Genomic DNA, 24072 nt, shown 5'->3' on the forward strand with positions numbered 1-24072 from the left:
CATGAGCCAGCATTTTTCCACCCGCGATGGCAGCGCCATCGTCGCCGATCTGGTCAGCGTCATCGTGGCCAACCGTGAATACCTCAGCGAAGTCGACGGCGCGATTGGCGACGGCGATCACGGCATCAACATGGCCAAGGGCTTCGCCCATTGCGGTCGCACGATCGAAGGCCGTCAACTGAGCCTGGCCGAAGCCCTGGATGAACTGACCCTGAGTTTGATGGAAGGCATCGGCGGCTCCATGGGGCCGTTGTACGGCAGCCTGTTTATCGGCATGGCCAACGAAGTGCGCGGCAGCGAAGACATCGATGCCGCCACCTTCGCCCACCTGTTGCGCGGCGGCTTGACCTCACTGCAAGACATCACCGAGGCGGGCGTAGGTGACAAGTGCCTGATGGATACCTTGATTCCAGCGGTAGAGGCGTTTGAACAGGCGCATGCCTCGGGGGCCTCCTTCAATAATGCGCTGGAGGCGATGAAAACCGCGGCCTCCCAGGGGCGCGATTCGACCAAGGACCTGGTGGCGAAGATCGGCCGCGCCAGTCGCTTGGGCGAGCGCTCCCTCGGCGTGCTGGATGCCGGGGCGGTGTCGTGCTGCCTGATCCTTACGCGGCTGGCCGACTCGGTGCAGCCGCGGCTGACTGCTTGACCTGTTGGATATACCGCGCCACCGCCGGCGCTTTTTCAAAGCGCCGGTGAATCAACGACAGCCACGACGACGCATCGCAGCCCTGAATAGTGCGGTACACCACGCCCGGCAGGCTCACATGCCCGACCATCGATGCCGGCACCACCGCTATGCCCTGCCCCAGCGACACCAGCGCCACTACCGCCACCAACCCGCCCGGCTGCGGCCCCAGGCGCGGTGCGTAGCCGCCTTGGGCGGCAACGTGCAACGTGCCGCTGATTTGCTCCGGCAAGATAAACGTCTCGTTCTCCAGGTGTTCGCATGCGATCGCCCTGAGCCCCAACAGCCAGGAATCCTGGGCCAGCGCCAGCACAAAGCCTTCGCTGTCCAGACGCACCGCGTCCACGCCGTCAGGCAAGGTCATCGGCGAGCGGATATAACCGATATCGCACCGCCCATCGGCCACCGCGCCTGGCAGCGCTGCCATGGCGCATTCACGCACCGTCACGCTGACGTCGGGAAACGCCTCGCTGAACGCCTGTACCTGGCGTTGCAATAACCCCGAGTACAGCGCCGAGGCCACATAGCCCAACTCGATATGCCCGGTCTCGCCACGCCCGGCGCGCTGGGCATTGCGCTGGGCGAACTCGAACTGGCGCACAGTGGCTTCGGCCTCGATCAGTAACGCGGCACCCGCTTCGGTGAGGCTGACTTCGCGCTGCTGGCGGATAAACAAGCGCGTGCCCAGGCTGGTTTCCATGTCCTGGATTTGCCGGCTCAGGGTGGGCGGCGCGATGCCCAATTGCTCGGCGGCACGGGTGAAATTGCGCTGCCGGGCCACGGCCAGGAAGTAACGAAAATGGCGGATTTCCATCGCAGCATTAGCTCAAAGGTAATGAAGTGCTTTCCCGCGCCTAACAAAAACGTGATTGGCAGGGGATAAGCTTGCAGTAACTCAACATTAGAGAGCCCTTGCGATGTACGTCAACTGTGTTTTCCCTATTACCTGTAAGGTAATTCAATCATGAGCCGGGTCAGTCCACGCCTGACGTTGCTGACCGCTTCCGGCGTCTGTTCGTTGATCGTGCTCGATACCAATATCGTTGCCGTCACGCTGCCGAGCATCGCCCGCGACCTGGGCGCCAACTTTGCCGATATCGAATGGGTGGTCAGCGCCTATATGCTGGCGTTCGCCGCGCTGTTGTTGCCGGCCGGGAGTATCGCCGATCGCTTCGGCCGCAAGAAAACCCTGGTGTGGGGCCTGGGGATTTTCATCCTTGCGTCCCTTGGCTGCGGCGCGGCCCCCACTGCGCTTTGGCTGGACACCGCCCGGGCAGTAAAGGGGGTGGGCGCGGCCCTGTTGCTGACCTCCGCGCTGGCCTCCATCGGGCATACCTTCCACGATGAAACGGAACGGGCCAAGGCGTGGGCGTTCTGGGGCGCGTGCATGGGTGTGGCGATGACCGCAGCGCCGACCGTAGGCGGCTTGATTACCGAGTACTTGGGCTGGCGCTGGATTTTCTATCTCAACCTGCCGGTGGGCCTGGGGCTGATGGCGCTGGTGCTGCGGGCGATCCCGGAGTCTCGCGACACTCAATCGGCGCGCCTGGATCCCTGGGGCAGCCTGGCGTTCAGTGGCAGCTTGCTGTGCCTGATCTGGGGGCTGATCGAGGCTAATCGTGTCGGCTGGGACAGCCCGCTGACCTACGCCCGCCTGATCGGTGGCGGGCTGTTGATGGGCGTGTTCGTACTGGTCGAACGGCTGCAACAGCGACCGATGGTGGACTTGCAGCTGTTTCGGCACCCACGCTTTATCGGCGCCTTGCTCGGCATGTTTGCCTATGCCGGGTGTGCCCAAGTGATGATGACGCTGCTGCCGTTCTACCTGCAGAACGGCCTCGGTTTCTCCGCGATTGCCTCGGGCCTGGGCATGCTGCCGTTCGCCTTGACCATGCTGGTCTGCCCGCGCATCGGTGCACGCCTGGCGGCACGCTTCACGCCGGCGACAATGATGGCGAGCGGCTTGACCCTGGTGGGCTGCGGCAACCTGTTGAGCGCCTGGGCGGTGCAGGTTGGCGGCTATTTGCCCTTTGCCCTGGCGATTGCCGTCACCGGTGCGGGGGCTGGATTGCTCAATGGCGACACGCAGAAAAACATCATGGCCTGTGTACCACGGGACCGTGCGGGGATGGCGTCGGGCATGAGCACCACCATGCGTTTCAGCGCGATCATGTTGGCTATCGGCGTATATGGCGCATTGCTGAGTAGCCATAGCGAGCAACTGCTGAACGCGAGTATCGACCCCCAATGGCAGGCACAGGTGGCTGGGATTGCTTCGCGGGTGGTGGCGGGCGATATGCCAGCGGCGCTGAGCCTGGTGCCGGAAGCGGCGCGGGTGACGGTACAACCGCTGGCGCGGCAGGCGTTTGTGGGCGGGTTCAGCGGGGTGTTATGGGTGGCGGGGTTATTGGGATTGCTGGGGGCGCTGGTGGTGGGGAGGTTGATGCGCAAGCCGATCCCCACACACAGCTAAATGTGGGAGGGGCGGCCTACATTCTGAAGATTGGCTACCAGAACCGCTGCTGGGTCAACCGGCTCCACCATGTCAGTAGCACCCGGTCCACCGAACCGCTGGCCGCCAGGCCGACGCGCTCTTGCAGGCTTTTACGCTCGGCATAGTGCAGGTGGAACACTTCGGCGGTCTTGGCCTTGGTAGCCAGGTATTCGTCACTGGTTTGCAGCTCATCGACCAGTTGTTTGTCGAGGGCGGCAACACCCAGCCACACTTCACCGGTGGCCACCTCGTCAATCGCCAACTGTGGACGGTAGCGCGAGACGAAGTTCTTGAACAACTGGTGAGTGATGTCCAGGTCTTCCTGGAACTTCTCCCGGCCCTTCTCGGTATTTTCGCCAAACACCGTGAGGGTGCGTTTGTATTCACCTGCGGTCAGCACTTCGAAGTCGATATCGTGCTTTTTCAGCAGGCGGTTGACGTTGGGCAACTGCGCCACCACGCCAATGGAACCGAGGATGGCAAAGGGTGCGCTGATAATCTTCTCGCCGATGCACGCCATCATGTAGCCGCCGCTGGCCGCCACCTTGTCGATGCACACGGTCAACGGCACGCCGGCCTGGCGGATGCGCGCCAGTTGCGACGAGGCCAGGCCATAGCTGTGCACCATGCCGCCGCCGCTTTCCAGGCGCAGCACCACTTCATCCTTGGGTGTGGCCAGGCTCAACAGCGCGGTGATTTCATGGCGCAGGCTTTCGGTGGCCGAGGCCTTGATGTCGCCGTCGAAATCCAGCACGAACACCCGCGGCTTGGCCTCGGGTTTCTTCTTGCCTTGCTTCTTTTCGGCTTTGCTTTCGGACTTGCGCAGGGCCTTGAGCTGGTCCTTGTCGAGCAGGCTCGACTCCAGGCGCTCGCGCAAGCCCTTGTAGAAATCATTCAGCTTGCTGACCTGCAATTGGCCGGCGGATTTACGACGACCTTTGCTGCGCAGTGCTGCGAAGCTGATCAATACCACCAGAATAGCGACCACCAGGGTGACGGTCTTCGCCAGAAAGCTCGCGTATTCGGCCAAAAAATCCATATGTCTCCTTAAGAATGCACTGCGCCAGGCGCGGATGGCCCCAGCATACCGACGCCACCGCGTTGGAGCCAGTGATCAAACCGCCAGCAGATGGGCTCCAACGCGCTTTTAAAACAAGCGTATGTTTTTTCATTGACAGCCCGCAGGCATCCTCATAACCTCGCCAGACTTTCAACGTACCGGGAAAACGGACGTGGGCAGCATCTATCTGATTCGACATGGCCAGGCCTCCTTCGGTGCAGACGACTATGACGTCCTGTCGCCCGTCGGTGTGGAACAGGCGCAAGTGCTCGGTCGCCACCTGGCAGACCTGGGCCTTACGTTCGACCGCTGTGTTGCCGGTGACCTGCGTCGCCAGCAGCACACCGCCACCGCCACATTGGATCAATACAGCGCCCTTGGCCTGCCGGTTCCGGCGTTGGAAACCGACAGTGCCTTCAACGAATTCGACGGCGAAGCGATTATCCGCGGCCTGTTGCCCGACCTGCTCAGCAGCGAACCCGACGCCGTGCACGTGCTGCGCAATGGCGCGCAGAACCGCAGTGAGTTCCAGCGCATCTTCGCCCTGCTCATCGAGCGCTGGCTGGCCGGCACCTATGATCCACCAGGGCTGGAAAGCTGGCTGGGGTTTGTCGAGCGGGTCCAGGGTGGCTTACAGCGCATCCTTGAGGCCGCCGACAACGCCGACAAAATCGCCGTGTTTACCTCCGGCGGCACTATCACCGCCCTGCTCCACCTGATTACCCGAATGCCTGCCGCCCAGGCGTTCGAACTGAACTGGCAAATTGTTAACACCTCGCTCAACCAGCTGAAATTCCGCGGTCGCGAGGTGGCACTGGCTTCCTTCAACAGTCATACCCACTTGCAACTGTTGAAGGCGCCGCAGCTCATCACTTTCCGATGAACTGCGGCCAACCGTGACCCCAAGGTCACTGGACTCACCATAAAAGGATCGAAACCATGACTGACGTAGCCAAAGCTGTAGAAGCAATGAAAGCCAAATTCAACCCAGCCGCTGCCGACGGCCTGGACCTGGTGTTTGGTTTCCGTATCGACGACACCCAGAATTTTTCGCTGGTGGTGAAAAACAACACCTGCGAACTGCTGGAAGGTGAAAACCCTGACGCCCAAGTGACTCTGGTCATGGACGCAGAAACCATGAAAGGCATCGTCGACGGTTCTACCGACGGCATGCAGGCGTTCATGGGCGGCAAGCTGCGCACCGAAGGCGACATGATGCTGGCGATGAAATTGAGCGAGCTGTTCCCAGCTTGATTCATGGGTAAAACCTGAATCCCTGTGGGAGGGGGCTTGCTCCCTCCCACATTGATCTGCCGTGGTATTCAGATTCTGGGTTGCAGCAACAACGCCACCAACGCACTCCAGCCTGTCTGGTGTGAAGCCCCCAACCCTCGCCCCGTCTCCCCATGAAAATACTCATGGAACAACACCAGGTCACGGCTGGCCGGGTCCGCCTCCAACTGCGCATACCCCGCCATTGACGGCCGCAGACCATTTTCATCCCTGAGAAACAACCGCGTAAGGCGCTGGCTGAGGCTATCAGCCACCTCCTCCATGGACGACAGGTAACCGCTGCCCGTCGGGTACTCCACGGAAAAATTATCCGCGTAGTACCGATGAAATTCGCGCAACGATTCAATCAGCATGTAGTTCACCGGCATCCACAGCGGCCCGCGCCAATTGGAGTTGCCGCCGTACAAGCGTGAATCGGATTCGCCGGGCTGGTAGCTGGCGCACAAGGTGTCGCCATTCATCTTCAGTGCCAGGGGTTGCTCTGCGAACGCCTTGGACAACGAGCGCACCCCGAAGGCGGACAAGAACTCATTGTCATCGAGCATGCGCCGCAACAAATCCTTGGTGCGCTCACCGCGCAGCAACGCCAGCAGCAGGCGGTTGCCCTGCCCCGGTTCGTTCCAGCGTGAGACCAGTTTGGCCAGGTCCGGCCGGTGATGCATAAACCCCAGCAGGCGCTCGCGCAGCCCATCCAAGCCTTCATGCTCGCGCTGCTCCAGCACCAATACGGCGAACAATGGCATCAGGCCGACGATGGAACGCAGGCGCACCGGTTCGCCCTGGCCGTCGGGGCGGTGCAGCACGTCGTAGAAGAATAGATCCTGCTCATCCCATAGGCCTTCGGCGCTGTCGTCGACGCGGTTGATCGCGCCGGCGATGTACAGGAAGTGCTCGAAAAACTTCACGGCAATATCCACGTACACCACATTGCGCTTGGCCAGCTCCAGCCCGATGCGCATCAGGTCCAGGGCATAGGCCGCGACCCAGGCGGTGCCGTCAGCCTGGTCCAACTGGTAGCCGGGCGGTAGCGCGGCCGAGCGGTCGAACAAGGCGATATTGTCCAGGCCGAGAAAACCACCCTGGAACAGGTTGCGGCCCTCGGCGTCCTTGCGGTTGACCCACCAGGAAAAATTCAGCAGCAGCTTGTGGAAGATGCGCTCCAGGAAATCCATATCGCCCACGCCGGTCAGCGCCTTGTCCTGCTGATACACACGCCAGCTGGCCCAGGCATGCACCGGTGGGTTGGCATCGTCGAAGCGCCATTCATAGGCCGGCAACTGGCCGTTGGGGTGCATGAAGCGGTCCTTAACCAGCAACAGCAGTTGTTGCTTGGCGTAGCCCGGGTCGATCAGCGCCATGGCTACCGCCTGGAAGCCTTGGTCCCAGGAGGCGTACCACGGGTATTCCCAGGTATCGGGCATGGACAGAATGTCGAAGTTGGACAGGTGCCGCCAATGGGTATTACGGATATGCAGGCGCTCGGGCGGCGGCGCGGGCTGGGCCGGGTCGCCGTCGAGCCACTGGTTCACGTCGAAATAGTACAGCTGCTTGGACCACAGCAAGCCGGCCAGGGCCTGGCGCTGCACATTGCGCGCATCGTCATCGGCGATGCCCTGTTGCAGGGCCGCGTAGAAGTCATCGGCCTCCTGGCGGCGCTGTGCAAACAGCTTGCGCGCATTGACCTCGGGCGCATCCACAGGGGCAAAACGCAGATAGATAATTTTGCTTTCCTGGCCCGCCAGCTCGAGGCTGAAATGCGCCGCCACCTTGGTGCCCACGTCGCGACGAATCGCCCCTTGATCACCCTCCACCACATAATCGTTGATGCCATCCTTGAATGGCCCTGGCGTCGGTTGCCCGTCCAGTTTGGCGAAGTTGGTCTCGTTTTCGCAGAACAGCCATTGCACCCCGTCCTGGCCCCAGGCGCTGAGTTGGCGATCGTCCAGCTCATGATGACGGGCCAGCACGCGCTCACCTTCCAGGGTCAACCTGGGCTTGGGCGCATCGAAGGTCCAGCTCCAGTCATTGCGCGCCCACAACTGGGGCAGCACCTGCAGGCGCGTCGGTTGGTCCGAGCGGTTGTGCACGGTGATGCGCATGAAGATATCGTCGGGCTGGTGTTTGGCATATTCGATGCTGACGTCGCAGTAGCGGTTGTCTTCAAACACACCGGTATCGAGGATTTCATACTCGGCATCGCCCAGCCCACGGCGGGCGTTTTCGGCGATCAGGTCGGTGTAGGGAAAGGCGGCATGGGGATACTTGTAGAGCATGCGCATGTAGGCATGGCTCGGTACGCCATCGACGAAAAAGTACAGTTCCTTGACGTCTTCACCGTGGTTGCCTTCGGCATTATTGAGGCCGAACAGGCGCTCCTTGAGGATTGCGTCTTGCTCGTTCCACAGCGCCAGGCCCAGGCACCAGCGTTGTGCCTTGTCGCTGAAACCGGCCAAGCCATCCTCGCCCCACCGATAGGCGCGGCTACGTGCATGTTCATGGGGGAAGTAGGCCCAGGCGTCACCGTCGGCACTGTAGTCTTCGCGCACCGTGCCCCATTGGCGCTCGCTCAAGTACGGGCCCCACTCGCGCCAACGTTCGGCGTCTTGCTTGGCCAGGCGCTGGCCTTCAATCGTGTCAAGCAGGCTGGTTACGGGTACGGCCGTCATTGAGTCCTCCATCACCTACACAGTGAGGCGCAGTGTAGAACCCAATGACGCCCGGTTGCACATGAAGACTTGGAAGATGGCGCAGGTGTCTTCGAGTAAGGCGCTGCAATCGTTGCCTGTGCCCAAAGCGCCATGTCGCATTCATTTGCAGAATGAAGTCCAGAGGAATCTTCGTTTGCAAGCCGGCTTGGCGCTCAACAGAATCTGGGCAAGGCCACTTTCATCGCCATAGCCATCAGGAATTTTTCTATGCACGCCACTGCACATGTCAGCCCCGATGAGATCCGCAAGGGCTTTTCCAAGGCCATGTCCGACATGTACCGGGATGAAGTGCCGCTGTACGGCGCGCTGCTGGAACTGGTGGCCGAGACCAACGCTCGCGTACTCGACAGCGAACCGGGCCTTGCGCAGCAACTGCAACGCACTGGGGAAATCCAGCGCCTGGACCTGGAACGCCACGGCGCCATTCGCCTGGGCACCGCTGCGGAACTGGCGACCATCAGCCGTTTGTTCGCGGTCATGGGCATGCAACCGGTGGGCTACTACGACCTCAGCCCTGCCGGGGTGCCGGTGCATTCCACCGCCTTTCGCGCGGTACATGAGCACGCGCTGCAAACCAGCCCATTCCGCGTATTTACCTCATTGCTGCGCCTGGAGCTGATCGAAAACCCGGCGCTGCGCGCCTTCGCCGAAAGCGCCCTGGCCAAGCGCTCAATCTTCACCCCCGGCGCCCTGGCGTTGATCGAACAAGCCGAAACACAAGGCGGCCTGAATGCCAGCGACGCCGAGGTGTTTATCCGCGAGGCGCTGGAGACGTTCCGCTGGCACCACACGGCCACAGTCACGGGCGCCCAATACCAGCAACTCAGCAACCAGCACCGTCTGATCGCCGACGTGGTCGCCTTCAAAGGCCCGCACATCAACCATCTCACGCCACGCACCCTGGACATCGACCAGGTGCAGGCTGCCATGCCTGGCAAAGGCATCACGCCCAAGGCAGTGATCGAAGGCCCGCCGCGGCGCCAGTGCCCGATCCTGCTGCGCCAGACCAGCTTCAAGGCCCTGGATGAACCCATCGCCTTCACCGATGCCCATGGCAGCCACAGCGCGCGCTTTGGCGAAATCGAACAACGCGGCGTCGCCCTGACGCCCAAGGGCCGCGCCCTGTACGACCAACTGCTGAACGCCGCCCGCGATGAACTCGGTGCGTTCCCCAATGAGGCCAACGCCGAGCGGTATGTGCAATTGATGGAACAGCACTTCCGGGCGTTCCCTGATAACCACCCGCAGATGCGCGAGCAAGGCTTGGCGTACTTCCGCTATTTCGTCACCGAGATCGGCCTGGCAGCACGCGGTCAGGCCGAGCAGCCGCGCACGCTTGAGGCGCTGGTGAGTGCCGGTCACGTGGCAGTGGAGCCATTGGTGTATGAGGATTTTCTGCCGGTGAGTGCGGCGGGGATCTTCCAGTCAAACCTGGGGGATGCGGCGCAGAGTCACTACGCGGCCAACGCCAACCAGGCTGAATTTGAAAAGGCGCTGGGCCGCAAGACGATTGATGAGTTGCAGCTGTATGGCCAGACGCAGCAGCGTTCCATCGATGAGTGCATGGGAACACTGCTGGCATGAAAAAGGGTGTCCTCCCCGGCTCAGCAGCACAATCCTTGCGCTACAAAAGTCCCCAGAGCCGGGTGGACGGGGCGCATCATAAAGACTGAATCCTACGATGTCCCGTATACAAATCTGAACAAATATTGCCGCCCTGCTGCTAGCCCAATCGCGCGACGATCTCGTCCTTGATCAACAGCCGTTTCTTCTTCAGGTTTTCGACTTCCTCATCGCCGGCACTGGCTTTTTCTGCCTTCAGCACCTTTGCGTCGGCTTCGTCATAATGAGTGAGCAGCGAATCCAACCGGTTATCGTCCGCCCTGCGCTTGTGAACCTCTTCCTTGCTAAAACCCAAGTCCTGATACAGGTCGTGTTTCACTGGCATGGCGTACCTCCACAAGTTATTCATTGGCCTACGCCCTTGAAGCTAGCCCATTCCAACCGGTCTTGTCATGTGCCCGGTCAATACGCGTCCGTTCGTCGTAACCCTGGCGATGGGATCAAACCTTTGCGGTGCCCTGCCCTCCACTGTAGATCGCCACCCGAGGGAGAACGGTTTTATGAATCACGTTGCCACAGTTGCCGACACCCAATGCATCAACACCATTCGCACCCTGGCCATGGATGCCGTGCAGAAGGCCAACTCGGGCCACCCCGGTACGCCCATGGGCCTGGCACCGGTGGGGTACACATTGTGGAGTCGCTTCCTGCGTTATCACCCGGAGCATCCCGACTGGCCCAACCGTGACCGTTTTGTGCTGTCGGTGGGGCATGCGTCGATGTTGCTGTATTCGCTGCTGCACCTGGCCGGTGTGGTGGAGATCGATGCCCACGGCAAGCGCTCGGGCCAGCCAGCCATCAGCCTCGACGATATCAAGCAGTTCCGGCAGATGGGCTCCAAAACCCCAGGCCATCCCGAGTACCGCATGACCACCGGCGTGGAAACCACCACCGGTCCTTTGGGCCAGGGCTGCGCCAACAGCGTGGGTATGGCCATGGCCGAGCGTTGGCTGGGCGAGCGCTTCAACCGCGACGGCCAGGTGCTGTTCGACTACAACGTGTACACCCTGTGCGGTGACGGCGACATGATGGAAGGCATCAGCAGCGAAGCCGCTTCGATTGCCGGGCACTTGAAGCTGGATAACCTGTGCTGGATCTACGACAACAACACCATCAGTATCGAGGGCCACACCGAGCTGGCGTTCAGCGAAGACGTAATCAAGCGCTTCCAGGCCTACGGCTGGCACACCGTGCACGTCACCGATGCCAATGATTTGCAGGCGTTGAGCGTGGCGCTGGAAACCTTCAAGGCCAATACCGGCGCGCCGACCCTGATCGTGGTCGACAGCGTGATCGGCTATGGCTCGCCGCACAAACACAACACCGCCGCCGCCCATGGCGAGCCGTTGGGCGAAGACGAGATTCGCCTGACCAAGGCCGCCTATGGCTGGCCGCAGGATTCGAATTTCCTGGTGCCCGATGAAGCCCGCAGCGTGTTGCGCGATGCCCTCTACGAGCGTGCCGAGCCACTGTACGCCGAGTGGAACCAGACCCTGGCGTCCCTCGACCCGCAACTGGCCGATGAACTACAGCGCATGCGCGCCGGGGAAATGCCCGAGCAATGGCAAGCGCACCTGCCGACCTTCGCCGCTGATGCCAAAGGCGTCGCCAGCCGCGCCTCAGGCGGTGAGGTACTGAACGTCTTTGCCCAGCAGATTCCGTGGTTGCTGGGTGGCTCGGCGGATTTGTCGCCCTCGACCAAGACCAACCTCACCTTCGACGGCGCCGGGCGTTTCAGCGCCGATGACTACAGCGGGCGCAACCTGCACTTCGGTATCCGCGAACACGCCATGGGCGCGATTGCCAACGGCATGGCGCTGTCCTACCTGCGGCCGTACACCTCGACCTTCCTAGTGTTCAGCGACTACATGAAACCGCCGATCCGCCTGGCAGCGATCATGGAGTTGCCGGTTATCTTCGTGTTTACCCATGACTCCATCGGCGTGGGCGAGGACGGGCCGACGCACCAGCCTATCGAACACCTGACCCAATTGCGCGCTACACCGGGGCTACTGACCCTGCGCCCGGGCGATGCGAATGAAACCCTGGAGTTGTGGAAGGTAGCCCTGGCACAAACCCATCGGCCAAGCTGTGTGGTGCTGTCGCGACAGGCGCTACCTACGCTGGATCGCACAAAATACGCGAGCGCCACTGGCGCGGCCAAAGGCGCCTACGTGTTGGCCGGTTCGGACAAACCTGAGGTCATCCTGATCGCGACCGGCAGTGAAGTCAGCCTGGCGGTGGCCGCCTATGAGCAGCTCAAGGGCGAAGGCGTTGCCGCGCACGTGGTGTCGATGCCGAGTTGGGAGCTGTTTGAAGATCAAGACCAGGCCTACCGCGACAGCGTCTTACCGCCCGCAGTGAAAGCCCGCGTAGTGGTGGAACAGGCGGGCCCCTTGGGTTGGGACCGTTATGTCGGGCAGACCGGCGCCAAGGTGGTGATGAACAGCTTTGGCGCGTCGGCACCGCTGCCCAAGTTGCAGGAGAAGTTTGGGTTTACGGTGGAGAATGTGGTGAAGCTGGCCAAGGAGCAGACCCAACATAACCTCACTGACTAACAATGGGCTAAATGTGGGAGGGGGCTTGCTCCCGATGAGGGATTGTCAGTGATACATCTGTGACTGACCCGCCGCCATCGGGAGCAAGCCCCCTTCCACATTTGACATCATCAAGCTTTAGACCAGCTCTCGGGCCAGATAGGGCGCAGTCCGGCTGCTCTTGCTCTTGGCGACTTTCTGCGGCGTACCACACGCCACCACCTTCCCGCCCCGGTCCCCTGCCCCCGGCCCGATATCAATCACCCAGTCACTCTGGGCCACCACGCGCATTTCATGCTCCACCACAACCACCGTATGCCCCGCGTCCACCAGGTGATTCAACTGGCTGAGCAAGCGGTCGACGTCCTTGGGGTGCAACCCGGTTGTGGGCTCGTCCAGCACATACAAGGTGGCGCCGCGGGCATTGCGTTGCAGCTCGGTGGCCAGCTTGATGCGCTGCGCTTCACCCCCGGACAATTCGGTGGCCGGTTGACCAAGGCGCAGATAACCCAGGCCGATATCGCGCAGCACCTGCAACGAACGCAGTACGCCAGGTTGTTCGGCAAATACCTCCACCGCTTGCTCCACCGTCAGCCCCAGCACCTGGGCAATATTCAAGCCTTGCCATTTGATCGCCAGAGTCTCGGGGTTGTAGCGCGCACCGTGGCAGGTCGGGCACGGTGCGTACACGCTGGGCATGAACAACAGTTCAACGCTGACAAAGCCTTCACCCTCGCAGTTCGGGCAACGGCCCTTGGCAACGTTGAAGGAGAACTGCCCGGCGTCGTAAGCGCGCTTTTTCGCCGCCGGCGTGGCGGCAAACAGTTTGCGCACGTTGTCGAACAGCCCGGTATAGGTCGCCAGGTTGGAACGCGGCGTGCGGCCGATGGGTTTCTGGTCCACCTGTACCAACCGGCGGATGTGCTCCAGCCCGGCGCTGATGCGCCCGCCACTGGCTTGCGGTGCAGCGTCTTCCAGGTTCGGCTCGTCGTCGCTTTCCAGCACACGGCCCAGGCCGCTGCCCACCAGCTCCAGGAGTGCCTGGCTGACCAGGCTGGATTTGCCCGAGCCGGAAATACCCGTCACCGCCGTAAAGCAGCCCAGCGGGAAATCTACCTTCAGTTCAGTGAGGTTATTGCGCGTCACGCCTTCGAGCTTCAGCCAAGCGCTGGGTTCGCGGCGCGTCGGGTTCGTCGGGCGCTGTTCGGCAAACAGGTATTCGCGGGTCTGCGATGCCTCGACATCCACCAACCCCGCAGGCGGCCCGCTGTACAACACCTGCCCGCCATGTTCACCGGCTGCCGGGCCCACGTCGATCAACCAGTCGGCGCGGCGCATGGTTTCCAGGTCATGTTCCACCACAAACAATGAATTGCCCGCAGCCTTCAAGCGCTCAAGCGCCGTGAACAACGCTTCGCCATCCGCCGGGTGCAGGCCCGCCGAGGGCTCGTCCAGCACATAGATGACGCCGAACAACTGCGAGCCCAACTGGGTGGCCAGGCGCAAACGCTGCAGCTCTCCGGACGACAAGGTCGGCGTGCTGCGCTCCAGGGACAGATAGCCCAGGCCCAACTCGATCAAGGTGTTCACCCGTTCGAGCAAGTCCTGGGCGATGCGCTGGGCCGCCAGGCGTTTTTCCACCGACAACTTCATCTTGTCCTGCCCCGCCGCCACCGGCCGCAACAACTCGGCCAATTGCGCCAGGGAGAGTTGCGACAACTCACCGATATCTACCCCGGCAAACTTCACCGACAACGCTGCCTGGGTCAGCCGCTTGCCTTCGCACAACGGGCAGGCACTGCCTTGCATGAACTGCGACACGCGCTTTTTCATCAGTGCGCTTTGGGTGTGGGCGAAGGTGTGTAGGATATAGCGCCGCGCCCCGCTGAAGGTGCCCTGGTAACTGGGCTCGAGCTTGCGTTTCAACGCATCGCGGGTTTGCTGCGGGGTGAAGCCGGCGTACACCGGCACGGTGGGGGTTTCTTCGGTGAACAGGATCCAGTCACGCTGTTTTTTCGGCAGGTCGCGCCATGGGATGTCTACGTCGTAGCCCAAGGTCACGAGGATGTCGCGCAGGTTCTGGCCCTGCCAGGCCAACGGCCAGGACGCTACTGCGCGCTGGCGGATGGTCAGTGACGGATCCGGCACCATCAGCGCCTCGGTCACTTCATACACACGGCCCAGGCCATGGCATTGCGGGCACGCGCCCTGGGGCAGGTTCGGGGAAAAGTCCTCGGCATACAGCATGGCCTGCCCCGGCGGATAGCTGCCAGCGCGGGAATAGAGCATGCGGATCAAGCTCGACAAGGTGGTGACGCTGCCCACCGAGGAGCGCGCACTTGGCGTGCCGCGTTGCTGTTGCAGGGCCACGGCCGGCGGCAAACCCTCGATGCTGTCCACATCCGGCACGCCGACCTGATCGATCAAGCGCCGCGCATAGGGCGCCACCGATTCGAAATAACGACGCTGGGCCTCGGCATACACGGTGGAAAATGCCAGGGATGATTTGCCGGAGCCGGACACGCCGGTAAACACCACCAGGGCATCCCGGGGGATATCCACATCGACGTTACGCAAATTATGTTCGCGGGCGCCACGCACCCGCACAAAACCCAAATGCTGGGCCGTGACCGGAGGGATGTTGCGCTGTGAAGTCATGGGCAACCTTGTCTTGCGTTGAGCACCGTACGCACCCGCTGCGTCAGGGCCTCAGGACTGTAGGGTTTGCTCAGCAGGTGGATATCGGCGCTGAGCAGATGATTGGAGGACAGGATGTCGCGGGTGTGGCCGGAGGTGAACAGCACTGCCACCGGTGGCTGTTGCGCTCGCGCCCAGTCGGCCAGGTCAGTGCTCTTGACCCGGCCGGGCATCACCACGTCGGTGAAGATCAGGTCCGGTGCTACACCGCTGCGCAACGCCTGCATGGCGTGGTCGCCGTCCTCGGCGGTGATGACGGTATAGCCTGACTGTTCCAGCAACTCGACCACGGTCAGGCGTACGCCTTCATTGTCCTCGACCACCAGGATGGTTTCCTGGCCATTGCTGTGCAGGTCCAATTCACTGTGGGCATCGAGGCATTCGGGCTCCAGGCTGTGGGGGAAATACATCTGCACCACCGAGCCCTTGCCCTCCTCGCTCCACATCTCCACATGCCCGCCACTCTGGCGCACAAAGCCGAAGACCATGCTCAACCCCAGGCCAGTGCCCTGGCCTTCGCGCTTGGTGGTGAAGAAGGGTTCGAACGCACGCATGAGGGTTGCCTGGGACATGCCCACGCCGGTATCGGTCACCGCCAGGCGCACGTATTCGCCGGGCTTGATGGCTTTGCCGGCGCAATCGGGAGGGTTGAGGATGACGTTCTCGCCGGTGATGCGAATCACACCCTCGCCCTGCATGGCATCGCGGGCGTTGATCGCCAGGTTGAGCAGCGCGTTTTCCAGCTGGTTGCGGTCGACGTTGATGCACCAGGAATCCTGGGGCAATTGCACGTCGATATGGATAGTTTCCCCCAGCGCCCTTTGCAGCAACTCGCCCAGGCCGGCATAGATGCGTTGCGGGTTGTACACCGCCGGCGACAAGGGTTGGCGCCGGGCAAACGCCAGCAGCTGCGACGACAGCTTGGCGCCCCGCTCCACCGCAGCGATGGCGGCGGTGACGCGACGTTGCACCTGGAGGTTGTCCGGCTCATGCCGGGCGAGCAAATGCAGGTTGCCGGCGATCACTTGCAGCAGGTTATTGAAGTCATGGGCCACGCCGCCGGTCAGGCCGCCAATCGCTTCCAGCTTCTGCGACTGGCGCAACTGGTCTTCGGCAGCGGAGCGAGCCTGCACTTCGGCGGCCACACGCTGCTCAAGGTTGTGGGTGAGTTCCTGGCGCACCTGCTCAGACTTCACCAACTCAGTGGTCTCGACCACGATCGCCAACACCCCGGCGGGTTGCTGGTCATCGCCGGCGACGGGGCTGTAATAAAGGTCCAGCCACACCGTTTCCGGCCTGCCGTTGCGCGACAGCACCAGGTCTTTGTTATTGAAGGACAAGGTGCCGCCCCCCAGGCAGGTGTCGACTACCTGGCGGTTGAACTCGGCCACTTCCGGCCAACCCAGCTCCACCGGCGTGCCAAGCAGGTACGGATGGCGGCCGCCGGCAAAGACTGAATAGCTGTCGTTGTAGATCATGTAGCCGGCGCGCCCCCACAGCATCACCATCGGCACCGGGGAAGCCAGCATCATCTGGACGGTACAGGCCAGGCTAGTGGACCAGCGGTCGATGGGACCCAGGTCGGTGGTCGACCAGTCAAACGCGCGAATACGCTGGGCCATTTCACCGGCCCAGCCTTCACAGCCGTGAGGGTTGGTTAAAAATTGCATGGTTCGACTCGGTGCAAAGAAGAGGACAGTCGCACGTTTTGGAGCACGCCCGAGAGGGATGGTTTCATCGGGTATAAATTAGGTGCTCATCCCTGCAAAAACCAGGGGGCTCAGCGAAAGTCCCGGCTGCGCACAGTAACCCCTTCCAGCAGCGGCGTCAGGTCGGTCAGGCGCCCTGCGATCAAGTGCCGCACCTCGCCCACCGCCTCCCAACGGCCGTCCACCTTGAGCAGGCGCGAACCCACCAGCGCCTGGCGCTGACGCTCGGCCAGATCGCGCCAAACCACCACATTGAGGTTGCCGAATTCATCTTCCAGGGTGACAAAGGTCACGCCGCTGGCCGTGCCTGGGCGCTGGCGGCCGGTGACCAGCCCAGCGACGCTCACATTGCGCCCATGCTCCACCGCCAGCAGCTCCTGGGAACTGCGGCAGCGTCGCTTGCGCAACTCGGCGCGCAGCAGCGCCAATGGGTGCGGCCCAAGGGTGGTGCCAACCGTGGCGTAATCGGCAAACAGGTCTTCGCCTACGCTGGGTGCGGGCAACGCCACCAGCGCTTCATCGGGGCTGGGCAAGCCGGCAAACAAACCGAGTTGCTTGTGCACGCCGGCCACGTCCCAGCGCGCCTGATGCCGGTTGCCGGCCAGGGCACGCAAGGCTCCGGCATCCGCCAGCAGTGCCTGGGCACGGGCATCCAGCCCGGCGCGTGTATCCAGGTCGGCGATGTCGCTGAAGATTTGCCGCTGGCGTGCGGCCTCAATACGCCGACCATCGTCCTCGCGAAACCCCGAGATCATGCGCAAGCCCAGGCGAATCGCCGGTTGCTGACCGTCGATAGGCTCCAGGCTGCAATCCCAGTCACTGGCCTGCACATCCACCGGGCGGATCTGCAAGCGATGACGCCGGGCGTCCTGCAGTATCTGGTCCGGGCTGTAGAAACCCATGGGCCAGCTGTTGATCAGGGCACAGGCGAAGGCTGCCGGTTCATGGCATTTGAGCCAGCAACTGGCGTAGGTCAGCAAGGCAAAACTGGCGGCATGGGATTCGGGAAAGCCATAGCTGCCGAAACCTTTGATCTGTTCGAAAATCTGCGCGGCAAACGCTTCGGTGTAGCCGTTCTTGAGCATGCCGGTGCGCAGGCGTTGCTGGTGCGGCTCCAGGCCGCCATGGCGTTTCCACGCGGCCATGGAGCGGCGCAACTGGTCGGCCTCGCCAGGGCCGTAGTCGGCAGCGACCATGGCAATCTGCATCACTTGTTCCTGGAACAGCGGGATGCCCAGAGTGCGTTTGAGCACAGCTTCCAACGCGGGTGAAGGATAGGTTTCTGCTTCCTCTTTATTTCTGCGACGCAAATACGGATGCACCATGCCGCCTTGAATTGGCCCCGGTCGCACGATGGCGACCTCGATTACCAAGTCATAGAATGTCTGCGGCTTGAGCCTGGGCAACATCGACATCTGCGCCCGCGATTCGATCTGGAATACGCCGATGGTGTCGGCCTTGCTGATCATCGCGTAGGTCGCCGGGTCTTCCTTGGGGATGCCTGCCAGGCTCAAGTCCAGGTTGCGTTGACGGCGCAGCAGATCGAAACAGCGGCGGATCGCGCTGAGCATGCCCAGGGCGAGGATATCCACCTTGAGCAGGCCAACCGCGTCGAGGTCGTCCTTGTCCCACTGGATGATGGTGCGCTCGGCCATGGCGGCGTTTTCCACCGGCACCAGGGTGTCCAGCGGGTATTCGGAAATCACGAAACCGCCGGGGTGCTGGGACAGGTGCCGGGGAAAGCCGATCAATTGCTGGGTGAGCGTCAGCACGCGGCGCAACAGTGGGCTGTCCGGGTCGAAGCCGCTTTCACGCAGGCGCTCCAGGGGCGGCGTGTCGTCAGTCCAGCGTCCGCAGCAGTCGGCCAGCGCGTTGATCTGGTCCGGCGGCAGCCCGAGGGCCTTGGCCACATCCCGCACCGCGCCAGCCGCATGGTAGCTGCTGACTACCGCCGTCAACGCCGCACGGTTGCGGCCGTAGCGCTGGAATACGTATTGCAGCACTTCTTCGCGGCGTTCGTGTTCGAAGTCGACGTCGATATCCGGCGGCTCGTTGCGCTCCTTGGACAGGAAGCGTTCGAACAGCATGCTGGTCAGGCTCGGATCAATCTCGGTGATGCCCAGGGCAAAGCACACCGCCGAATTGGCCGCCGAGCCGCGGCCCTGGCACAGGATGGAACGGCTGCGGGCGAAGCGCACGATGTCGTGCACGGTGAGGAAGTAGCTTTCGTAGCCCAGCTCACTGATCAGCTCCAACTCTTTGTTGATCTGCGCCAAGGTCTTGACATCGACCCCCTCGGGCCAGCGCAGGGCGATGCCTTCTTCGGTAACGGTGCGCAGCCAGGATTGCGCGTCATGGCCTGCGGGCACTAGCTCCCGTGGGTAGTGATAGCGCAACTGGCTCAGGTCGAAAGTGCAGCGCCGTGCAACCGCCAGGGTTTCGTCCAGCAATGCTTGCGGGTAGAGCCCGGCCAGGGTATCCAGGCTGCGCAAGTGCCGCTCGCCATTGGGGTGCAACAGCGTGCCGGCGTCGGCCACCGGTACGTGGTGACGGATGGCGGTCATGGTGTCTTGCAGGGCGCGACGGCCGCGAGCATGCATATGCACATCGCCGCAGGCCACGGCGGGGATTTGCAGGCTGGCAGCCAGGTTCAGGCGTTGCTCCAGATGCCGTCTATCGTCCTGGCCGCAATGCAGCTGCACCGCCAGCCACAGACGCTCGGCGAAGGTGCGGTGCAGCCATTCGATTGAGGCTTGGGTGTCGTCGTCTTGCGCCACCCACAGTGCCAGCAGGCCGGGCAGCGGTTGATCGAAGTCTTCTTGCAGCAGGCGATAACGGCCTTTTTCAGCACGGCGCCGGGCCAGGGTGATCAACCGGCACAGGTGCTGGTAGCCGCTGAGGTCTTCCACCAGCAGCACCAGTTTCGGGCCGTTTTCGATGCGCATCTCGCTGCCGATAATCAGCGGCAAGTCCACCGCCTTCGCCGCCTGCCAGGCCCGGACGATGCCCGACAACGTGCATTCGTCGGTGATCGCCAGGGCGCTGTAGCCTTGGGCTTTGGCTCGCTCGAAGAGCTCCAGTGCGCTGGAAGCGCCGCGTTGGAAGCTGAAGTTGGACAGGCAGTGCAGTTCGGCGTAACTCATGCAAACCAGCCTTGCAGCCATAGCCCATCGCTTTGGCCCACAATGCGGTAGGCCCAGCCCTGTTGGCCGGCGCGGGTCTGGACCAGGTAATAGTCACGGCGGATATCGGCGCCATCCCACCAGCCGGATTCGATGCGTTCCGGGCCCATCAGGATCTGCACGCCCTGCTCGGCCAGCAAGGTCGGTTCGAGCAACAACCAGCCGGGGCGCCGGACCTTGTTCAGGGTTGGGCATGAACGGCTGTCTGTATTGGCTTGCCAGGCGCATTCGGGGCGGTGGTCGGCGTGAAAACGCAGGCCCTGCACCGCCTCATCCCCCAGGCGCGCGCGCAGGCGTTCGCGCAATTGTTCCCACGGCAGGGTTTGTTGCGGGCGGTCGTCAAACAGGTCATGGCGTTGCGGCACGAACACCGGCAAGTCTTCGGCCATCAGGCGCAAACCGCGCACCGGCGAGGTGACTTGGACTTGCTCCAGGCGCCCACGGGCCAGTTCAAACAGCATCAAAGGCTCGCGCTCGGCGCTGAGCAAGCCGACCTTGATCACGCTGTCGGGCGCCTGGGCATGCTCCAGGTGCAGGTCGAAGCGCTGCACGCCACTGTCGCGCCCGCAGAGAAAAGCCGACAGATCGCCAGTCAAGCGCCGCAAGGGAAAGAGCAGCGCCTGGTGGGATTGCACATCGAAATTCAGCTCGATGCGCGCATCAAACTGGTCCGGTGGTTGATAGAACGCCAGGGCCAATGGCCGTTGCCCGCTCAGGGCGTCGAGGTGCTTGAGCAGGCTGGCTTCAAAGCGCCGCGCCAGGGTATGCCGAGGCAGTGCCTGCACCTGGGCCAGGGTGCGCAGGCCCATGCGCGACAAGGCAGTGGCGGCCTGCGGTTCAAGGCCTGCGCGGTCAATGGGCAGCGGCGCCAGGGCCTGCATCAGGGCGCCGTCGTCAGCCACCGCCAGGCCATCGTAAAGGTTCGCCAACACCCGTGCCGCCGCGGGGTTGGGTGCGGCGACAATGCGATGACGAAAACCAAGCTCGGTCAACTCCTTGCGCAAGCGTGCCTCGAACTGCGGCCAGGGCCCGAACAGGCCCAGGCTCGATTCGATCTCGAACAGCAAGGCCCGCGGGTAATACAGGCTGACCTGAGAGCTGAAGCGATAGGCCCAGGCGGCGAGAAACTGCTGCAGGCGCTCGATTTCCAGCGGATCGTATTCGACGCAGGCAAAGCTTTTGGCCAGGGCATGGGCTGCCGTCAACGATTGGCCCGGCCGCAGGCCCAAGGCGCGAGCGGCGGCGTTGACGGTTTGCAGCACACGCCGCTGCGGCGTGCCGGCCAGCAGCGCCAGGGGTTGGTCGGGCTCGGGGTGCACGCGCTGCGCCCCGTCCAGCGCCAATTGCGGGAAGACAATACACACCCAACGCATGGCAACCTCAATGCCCCGCCAGGGCAATCGGCGCCGGATGGGCCAACCCGCCCCGGCACTTGAGCACCCGTACTTGCGCGGGCCTGGCCTCGACCGCCAGACGCAGGGCGGCGGGCGATGGATTGATCGCGTCACTCAAGGGGCGCCAGGCAAAAGCCAGGGTCTGGCCGGTTTCTGCTGCCACCTGCAAGCGCCTCAAAGCCCGATCATCAGCCTTGCGCGGCCAGCACAACACCGCACCGCAACTGCCGGAGCGCAGGCATTGTTCCACCGCCCACAGCGCGTCGCGCTCCTCGGCCTGGATGATGGAAAGCTGGCGCACATCCACCCCGGCGTTCTGCCAGGCGTGGGGGTACGGTGTATAGGGCGGCGCCACCAGCACAATGCGCTCGCCCAGGGCCGACAAGCGCGCCAGGGTTGGCAGCACCAGTTGCAACTCGCCCACACCGTCCTTGGCCATCAGGATTTCACTCAAGGCCGCTTCCGGCCATCCGCCACTGGGCAGCACCGCATCCAGCGCCGCCAGCCCCGTAGGGTGCACGCTGGCCGGTGGCGCGGCGGGCCGGCCCTTCCAGACTCGCCCGCCATTGAACAGCGAGTCCAGGGCAACCACGGCACCCATCAGCCTTGCCTCACCAAGCCGCAGAACACCCCTTCGATGGCCAGGTCCTGGTCGGGGCCGACCACGATGGGTTGATACGCCGGGTTGCGCGGCAGCAGGCGAACCCGATCGCCATTGCGCTCGAAACGCTTGATGGTGACTTCACCGTCCAGGCGCGCCACCACAATCTGCCCGTTCAAGGCTTCCGCATTGCGGCGTACGCCCACCAGGTCGCCGTCGAGAATGCCGTCTTCGATCATCGAATCGCCCTGGACCCGCAGCAGGTAGTCGGGGGTTTTCGCGAAGGTGGCGGGGTCCAGTTGCAAGCGGCTGTGCACCTCGGCATCGGCACCGATGGGTCGCCCGGCCGCCACACGGCCGAGTACCGGTACATCCAGCCACTCGGGACGCGCGGGTTGATTGAGCAGGCGAATGCCACGGGCCTGGTTGGGGTTGACCTCGATAAAGCCGGCTTCGGTCAGGGCCACCACATGCTTGCGGGCGACGCTGCGCGAGGCAAAGCCGAACGCCTCGGCGATCTCGGCGAGGCTGGGGGGCTGGCCTTGTTGTGCGATGCGATCGCGGATGAAGGTCAGGATGGCGGTACGGCGGGGGGTCAGGGTTGTCATGGAGTACATTTGTACTCTTGTGGGATATTTCTGACAATAACCGTCAGTCGGGGGTGGGTTGTCGGTCTGTCGGTGTACATATCCATTGCTGCGGTAACGGCCACTTAAGGTTCCGCTCTTACAGCGGCTCACTTTTGAACAGCGCAAAAGTAAGCAAAACGCTCTTGCCCCACCACTCGGCACCTCGCCTAGGCTCGGTGTGCCCGTAATCCGACATTGATTTGGGGGGCCGCCGCCACGCGCCATCCATGGCGCGGGGCGGCTAAACCGGCATCCCTGCCGGTTTACCCCCCAAATCAATATCGAATTCCGGCCAGCGTGGTTTAACGGGGCGCCTAAGATCAAGATCAAAAACACAGCGAGGCGGCCTTAGAGCCGACCGATTCAGGTTGGCGATACTCGGTGCAAATGTGGGAGGGGGCTTGCTCCCGATGAGGGAGTGTCAGTAAACACATCTGTGACTGACCCACCGCCATCGGGGGCAAGCCCCCTCCCACAGTTTGATCTCCACACATCAGGTAAATATTCACCTGCTTTTGCTCTGCTCTTGACTTGGCTTTTGATCTCAGGCGCCCCGTTAAACCACGCTGGCCGAGCGCAGGCTTGAATTCGTGGGTAACCCGGCAGGACGGCGGCCCACGGATTCAAGCCGGAGTGTCCTTCCAAAAGTGAGCCGCTGTAAGAGCGGCCCCCTAAGTGGCCGTTACCTAAATAACGGATATGTACTCGGTCAAAAAACCCAACATCCGGCCCGGTCGCCAGCGAAAGCAACCTCCCTCACCAGCCTTCTTTCAGCATCCGCAACTCCAGATGCTGCAACAACATGATCGTCTTCCCATCCAAAATCTCCCCGCTCTGCACCATCCCCAGCGCCTGCTCGAACCCCAACTCCAACACCTCGATATCCTCGCCCTCCTCTTCCAAGCCGCCGCCCGCACCGACCTGATCCCCCGGCTGATACTCACCGATAAAAAAGTGAATCCGCTCAGTCACCGACCCCGGGCTCATGAACGCCGCATAGATTTTCTCCACATGCTTAACCCGATACCCGGTCTCTTCCTCGGCCTCCAGGCGAATGCGTTCTTCGGGGCTGGCGTTATCCAGCAACCCTGCGGCCGCTTCGATCAAGTAACCGGGGTAGTCGTTGACGAAGGTGGGCATGCGGAACTGGCGAATCAACAGCACCGTGCGCTGCTCGCGGTTGTACAACAGGATGGTCGCACCGTTGCCCCGGTCGTACACCTCGCGGGTCTGGGCTTGCCAGCTGCCATCCCGGCGACGCAGGTCGAAGCTGTATTTTTTCAAGAGGTACCAGCTGTCCGAAAGGGTTTCTTCGGCAGTGATGCGAACGGGGCTGTTGTCCATGGTCGGGCCTTTGCTCAAAGGAGCAGGAGCATGTCGCGCTGGCAATACAGCGTCAAGCAAGCCACATATAGCTACAACCCAGGCCCTCTATCTGGTCAAGGCGCGGGGGCGCA

17 protein-coding genes are annotated in these 24072 nt (G+C 62.5%); 6 read left to right on the plus strand and 11 right to left on the minus strand.

Going from position 1 to position 24072, the window contains the following annotated elements:
* Nucleotide 1 precedes the first annotated feature (1 nt).
* Nucleotides 2-649 (plus strand): dihydroxyacetone kinase subunit DhaL, encoded by a 648-nt coding sequence (gene dhaL / locus JFT66_RS27920; protein WP_034119958.1) that lies wholly within the window; start codon nucleotides 2-4, stop codon nucleotides 647-649.
* On the opposite strand, the gene JFT66_RS27925 is transcribed toward dhaL, so the two are convergent.
* The gene (locus JFT66_RS27925) at nucleotides 606-1502 is read right to left on the minus strand and encodes a LysR family transcriptional regulator (RefSeq protein ID WP_034119959.1); all 897 of its coding nucleotides are present in this window, start codon (nucleotides 1500-1502) and stop codon (nucleotides 606-608) included. The genes dhaL and JFT66_RS27925 overlap by 44 nt on opposite strands.
* A 150-nt stretch (nucleotides 1503-1652) precedes the next feature.
* Here JFT66_RS27925 and JFT66_RS27930 point away from each other — a divergent pair, with 150 nt between their 5' ends.
* A complete protein-coding gene (locus JFT66_RS27930) occupies nucleotides 1653-3161 on the plus strand; it encodes an MFS transporter (protein WP_034119960.1) in 1509 nt (502 codons plus the stop codon).
* Nucleotides 3162-3195: 34 nt separating this feature from the next.
* Here the strand turns inward: JFT66_RS27930 and sohB are convergent, their stop codons facing one another.
* Nucleotides 3196-4221, minus strand: coding sequence for a protease SohB (gene sohB, locus JFT66_RS27935; RefSeq protein WP_124386286.1), 1026 nt, complete (start codon nucleotides 4219-4221; stop codon nucleotides 3196-3198).
* 193 nt (nucleotides 4222-4414) lie between these two features.
* Between sohB and JFT66_RS27940 the strand changes: the two genes are divergently transcribed.
* Entirely contained in the window at nucleotides 4415-5125 is a 711-nt protein-coding gene (locus JFT66_RS27940) for a histidine phosphatase family protein (protein WP_198860527.1), read from the plus strand.
* Between the two features lie 56 nt (nucleotides 5126-5181).
* A complete protein-coding gene (locus JFT66_RS27945; RefSeq protein ID WP_069788445.1) occupies nucleotides 5182-5496 on the plus strand; it encodes an SCP2 sterol-binding domain-containing protein in 315 nt (104 codons plus the stop codon).
* Between the two features lie 68 nt (nucleotides 5497-5564).
* On the opposite strand, the gene JFT66_RS27950 is transcribed toward JFT66_RS27945, so the two are convergent.
* A complete protein-coding gene (locus JFT66_RS27950) occupies nucleotides 5565-8201 on the minus strand; it encodes an MGH1-like glycoside hydrolase domain-containing protein (RefSeq protein ID WP_198860528.1) in 2637 nt (878 codons plus the stop codon).
* A 249-nt stretch (nucleotides 8202-8450) separates the two neighbouring features.
* Here JFT66_RS27950 and hglS point away from each other — a divergent pair, with 249 nt between their 5' ends.
* Nucleotides 8451-9827, plus strand: a complete 1377-nt coding sequence (gene hglS, locus JFT66_RS27955) for a 2-oxoadipate dioxygenase/decarboxylase HglS (RefSeq protein ID WP_198860529.1) — start codon at nucleotides 8451-8453, stop codon at nucleotides 9825-9827.
* 139 nt (nucleotides 9828-9966) lie between these two features.
* On the opposite strand, the gene JFT66_RS27960 is transcribed toward hglS, so the two are convergent.
* On the minus strand, nucleotides 9967-10191 hold the full coding sequence (locus tag JFT66_RS27960; protein WP_034119969.1) for a YdcH family protein: 225 nt from the start codon (nucleotides 10189-10191) through the stop codon (nucleotides 9967-9969).
* 175 nt (nucleotides 10192-10366) lie between these two features.
* Between JFT66_RS27960 and tkt the strand changes: the two genes are divergently transcribed.
* The gene (tkt, locus tag JFT66_RS27965; RefSeq protein WP_198860530.1) at nucleotides 10367-12424 is read left to right on the plus strand and encodes a transketolase; all 2058 of its coding nucleotides are present in this window, start codon (nucleotides 10367-10369) and stop codon (nucleotides 12422-12424) included.
* Between the two features lie 117 nt (nucleotides 12425-12541).
* Here the strand turns inward: tkt and uvrA are convergent, their stop codons facing one another.
* The 7 genes from uvrA to JFT66_RS28000 all read right to left on the minus strand — a co-directional run bounded on the left by uvrA (nucleotide 12542) and on the right by JFT66_RS28000 (nucleotide 23959).
* Nucleotides 12542-15061, minus strand: a complete 2520-nt coding sequence (uvrA, locus tag JFT66_RS27970; protein WP_198860531.1) for an excinuclease ABC subunit UvrA — start codon at nucleotides 15059-15061, stop codon at nucleotides 12542-12544.
* Nucleotides 15058-16770: an ATP-binding protein gene (locus JFT66_RS27975; protein ID WP_198860532.1), complete on the minus strand. Its 1713-nt coding sequence runs from the start codon at nucleotides 16768-16770 to the stop codon at nucleotides 15058-15060. The genes uvrA and JFT66_RS27975 overlap by 4 nt, the downstream gene beginning before the upstream one ends.
* 110 nt (nucleotides 16771-16880) lie before the next feature.
* A complete protein-coding gene (locus JFT66_RS27980; protein ID WP_198860533.1) occupies nucleotides 16881-19973 on the minus strand; it encodes an error-prone DNA polymerase in 3093 nt (1030 codons plus the stop codon).
* Nucleotides 19949-21364 (minus strand): Y-family DNA polymerase, encoded by a 1416-nt coding sequence (locus JFT66_RS27985; protein WP_034119974.1) that lies wholly within the window; start codon nucleotides 21362-21364, stop codon nucleotides 19949-19951. Before JFT66_RS27985 ends, JFT66_RS27980 begins: the two co-directional genes overlap by 25 nt.
* 7 nt (nucleotides 21365-21371) lie before the next feature.
* Nucleotides 21372-21986, minus strand: a complete 615-nt coding sequence (gene imuA, locus JFT66_RS27990; protein WP_034119975.1) for a translesion DNA synthesis-associated protein ImuA — start codon at nucleotides 21984-21986, stop codon at nucleotides 21372-21374.
* A complete protein-coding gene (lexA, locus tag JFT66_RS27995) occupies nucleotides 21986-22603 on the minus strand; it encodes a transcriptional repressor LexA (RefSeq protein WP_034119977.1) in 618 nt (205 codons plus the stop codon). Before lexA ends, imuA begins: the two co-directional genes overlap by 1 nt.
* Before the next feature lie 768 nt (nucleotides 22604-23371).
* Nucleotides 23372-23959 (minus strand): NUDIX domain-containing protein, encoded by a 588-nt coding sequence (locus tag JFT66_RS28000; protein ID WP_198860534.1) that lies wholly within the window; start codon nucleotides 23957-23959, stop codon nucleotides 23372-23374.
* Nucleotides 23960-24072 lie beyond the last annotated feature (113 nt).

Origin of the sequence: Pseudomonas sp. MF6755 (genome assembly GCF_016405635.1) — a bacterium.
Classification (GTDB): domain Bacteria; phylum Pseudomonadota; class Gammaproteobacteria; order Pseudomonadales; family Pseudomonadaceae; genus Aquipseudomonas; species Aquipseudomonas haemolytica.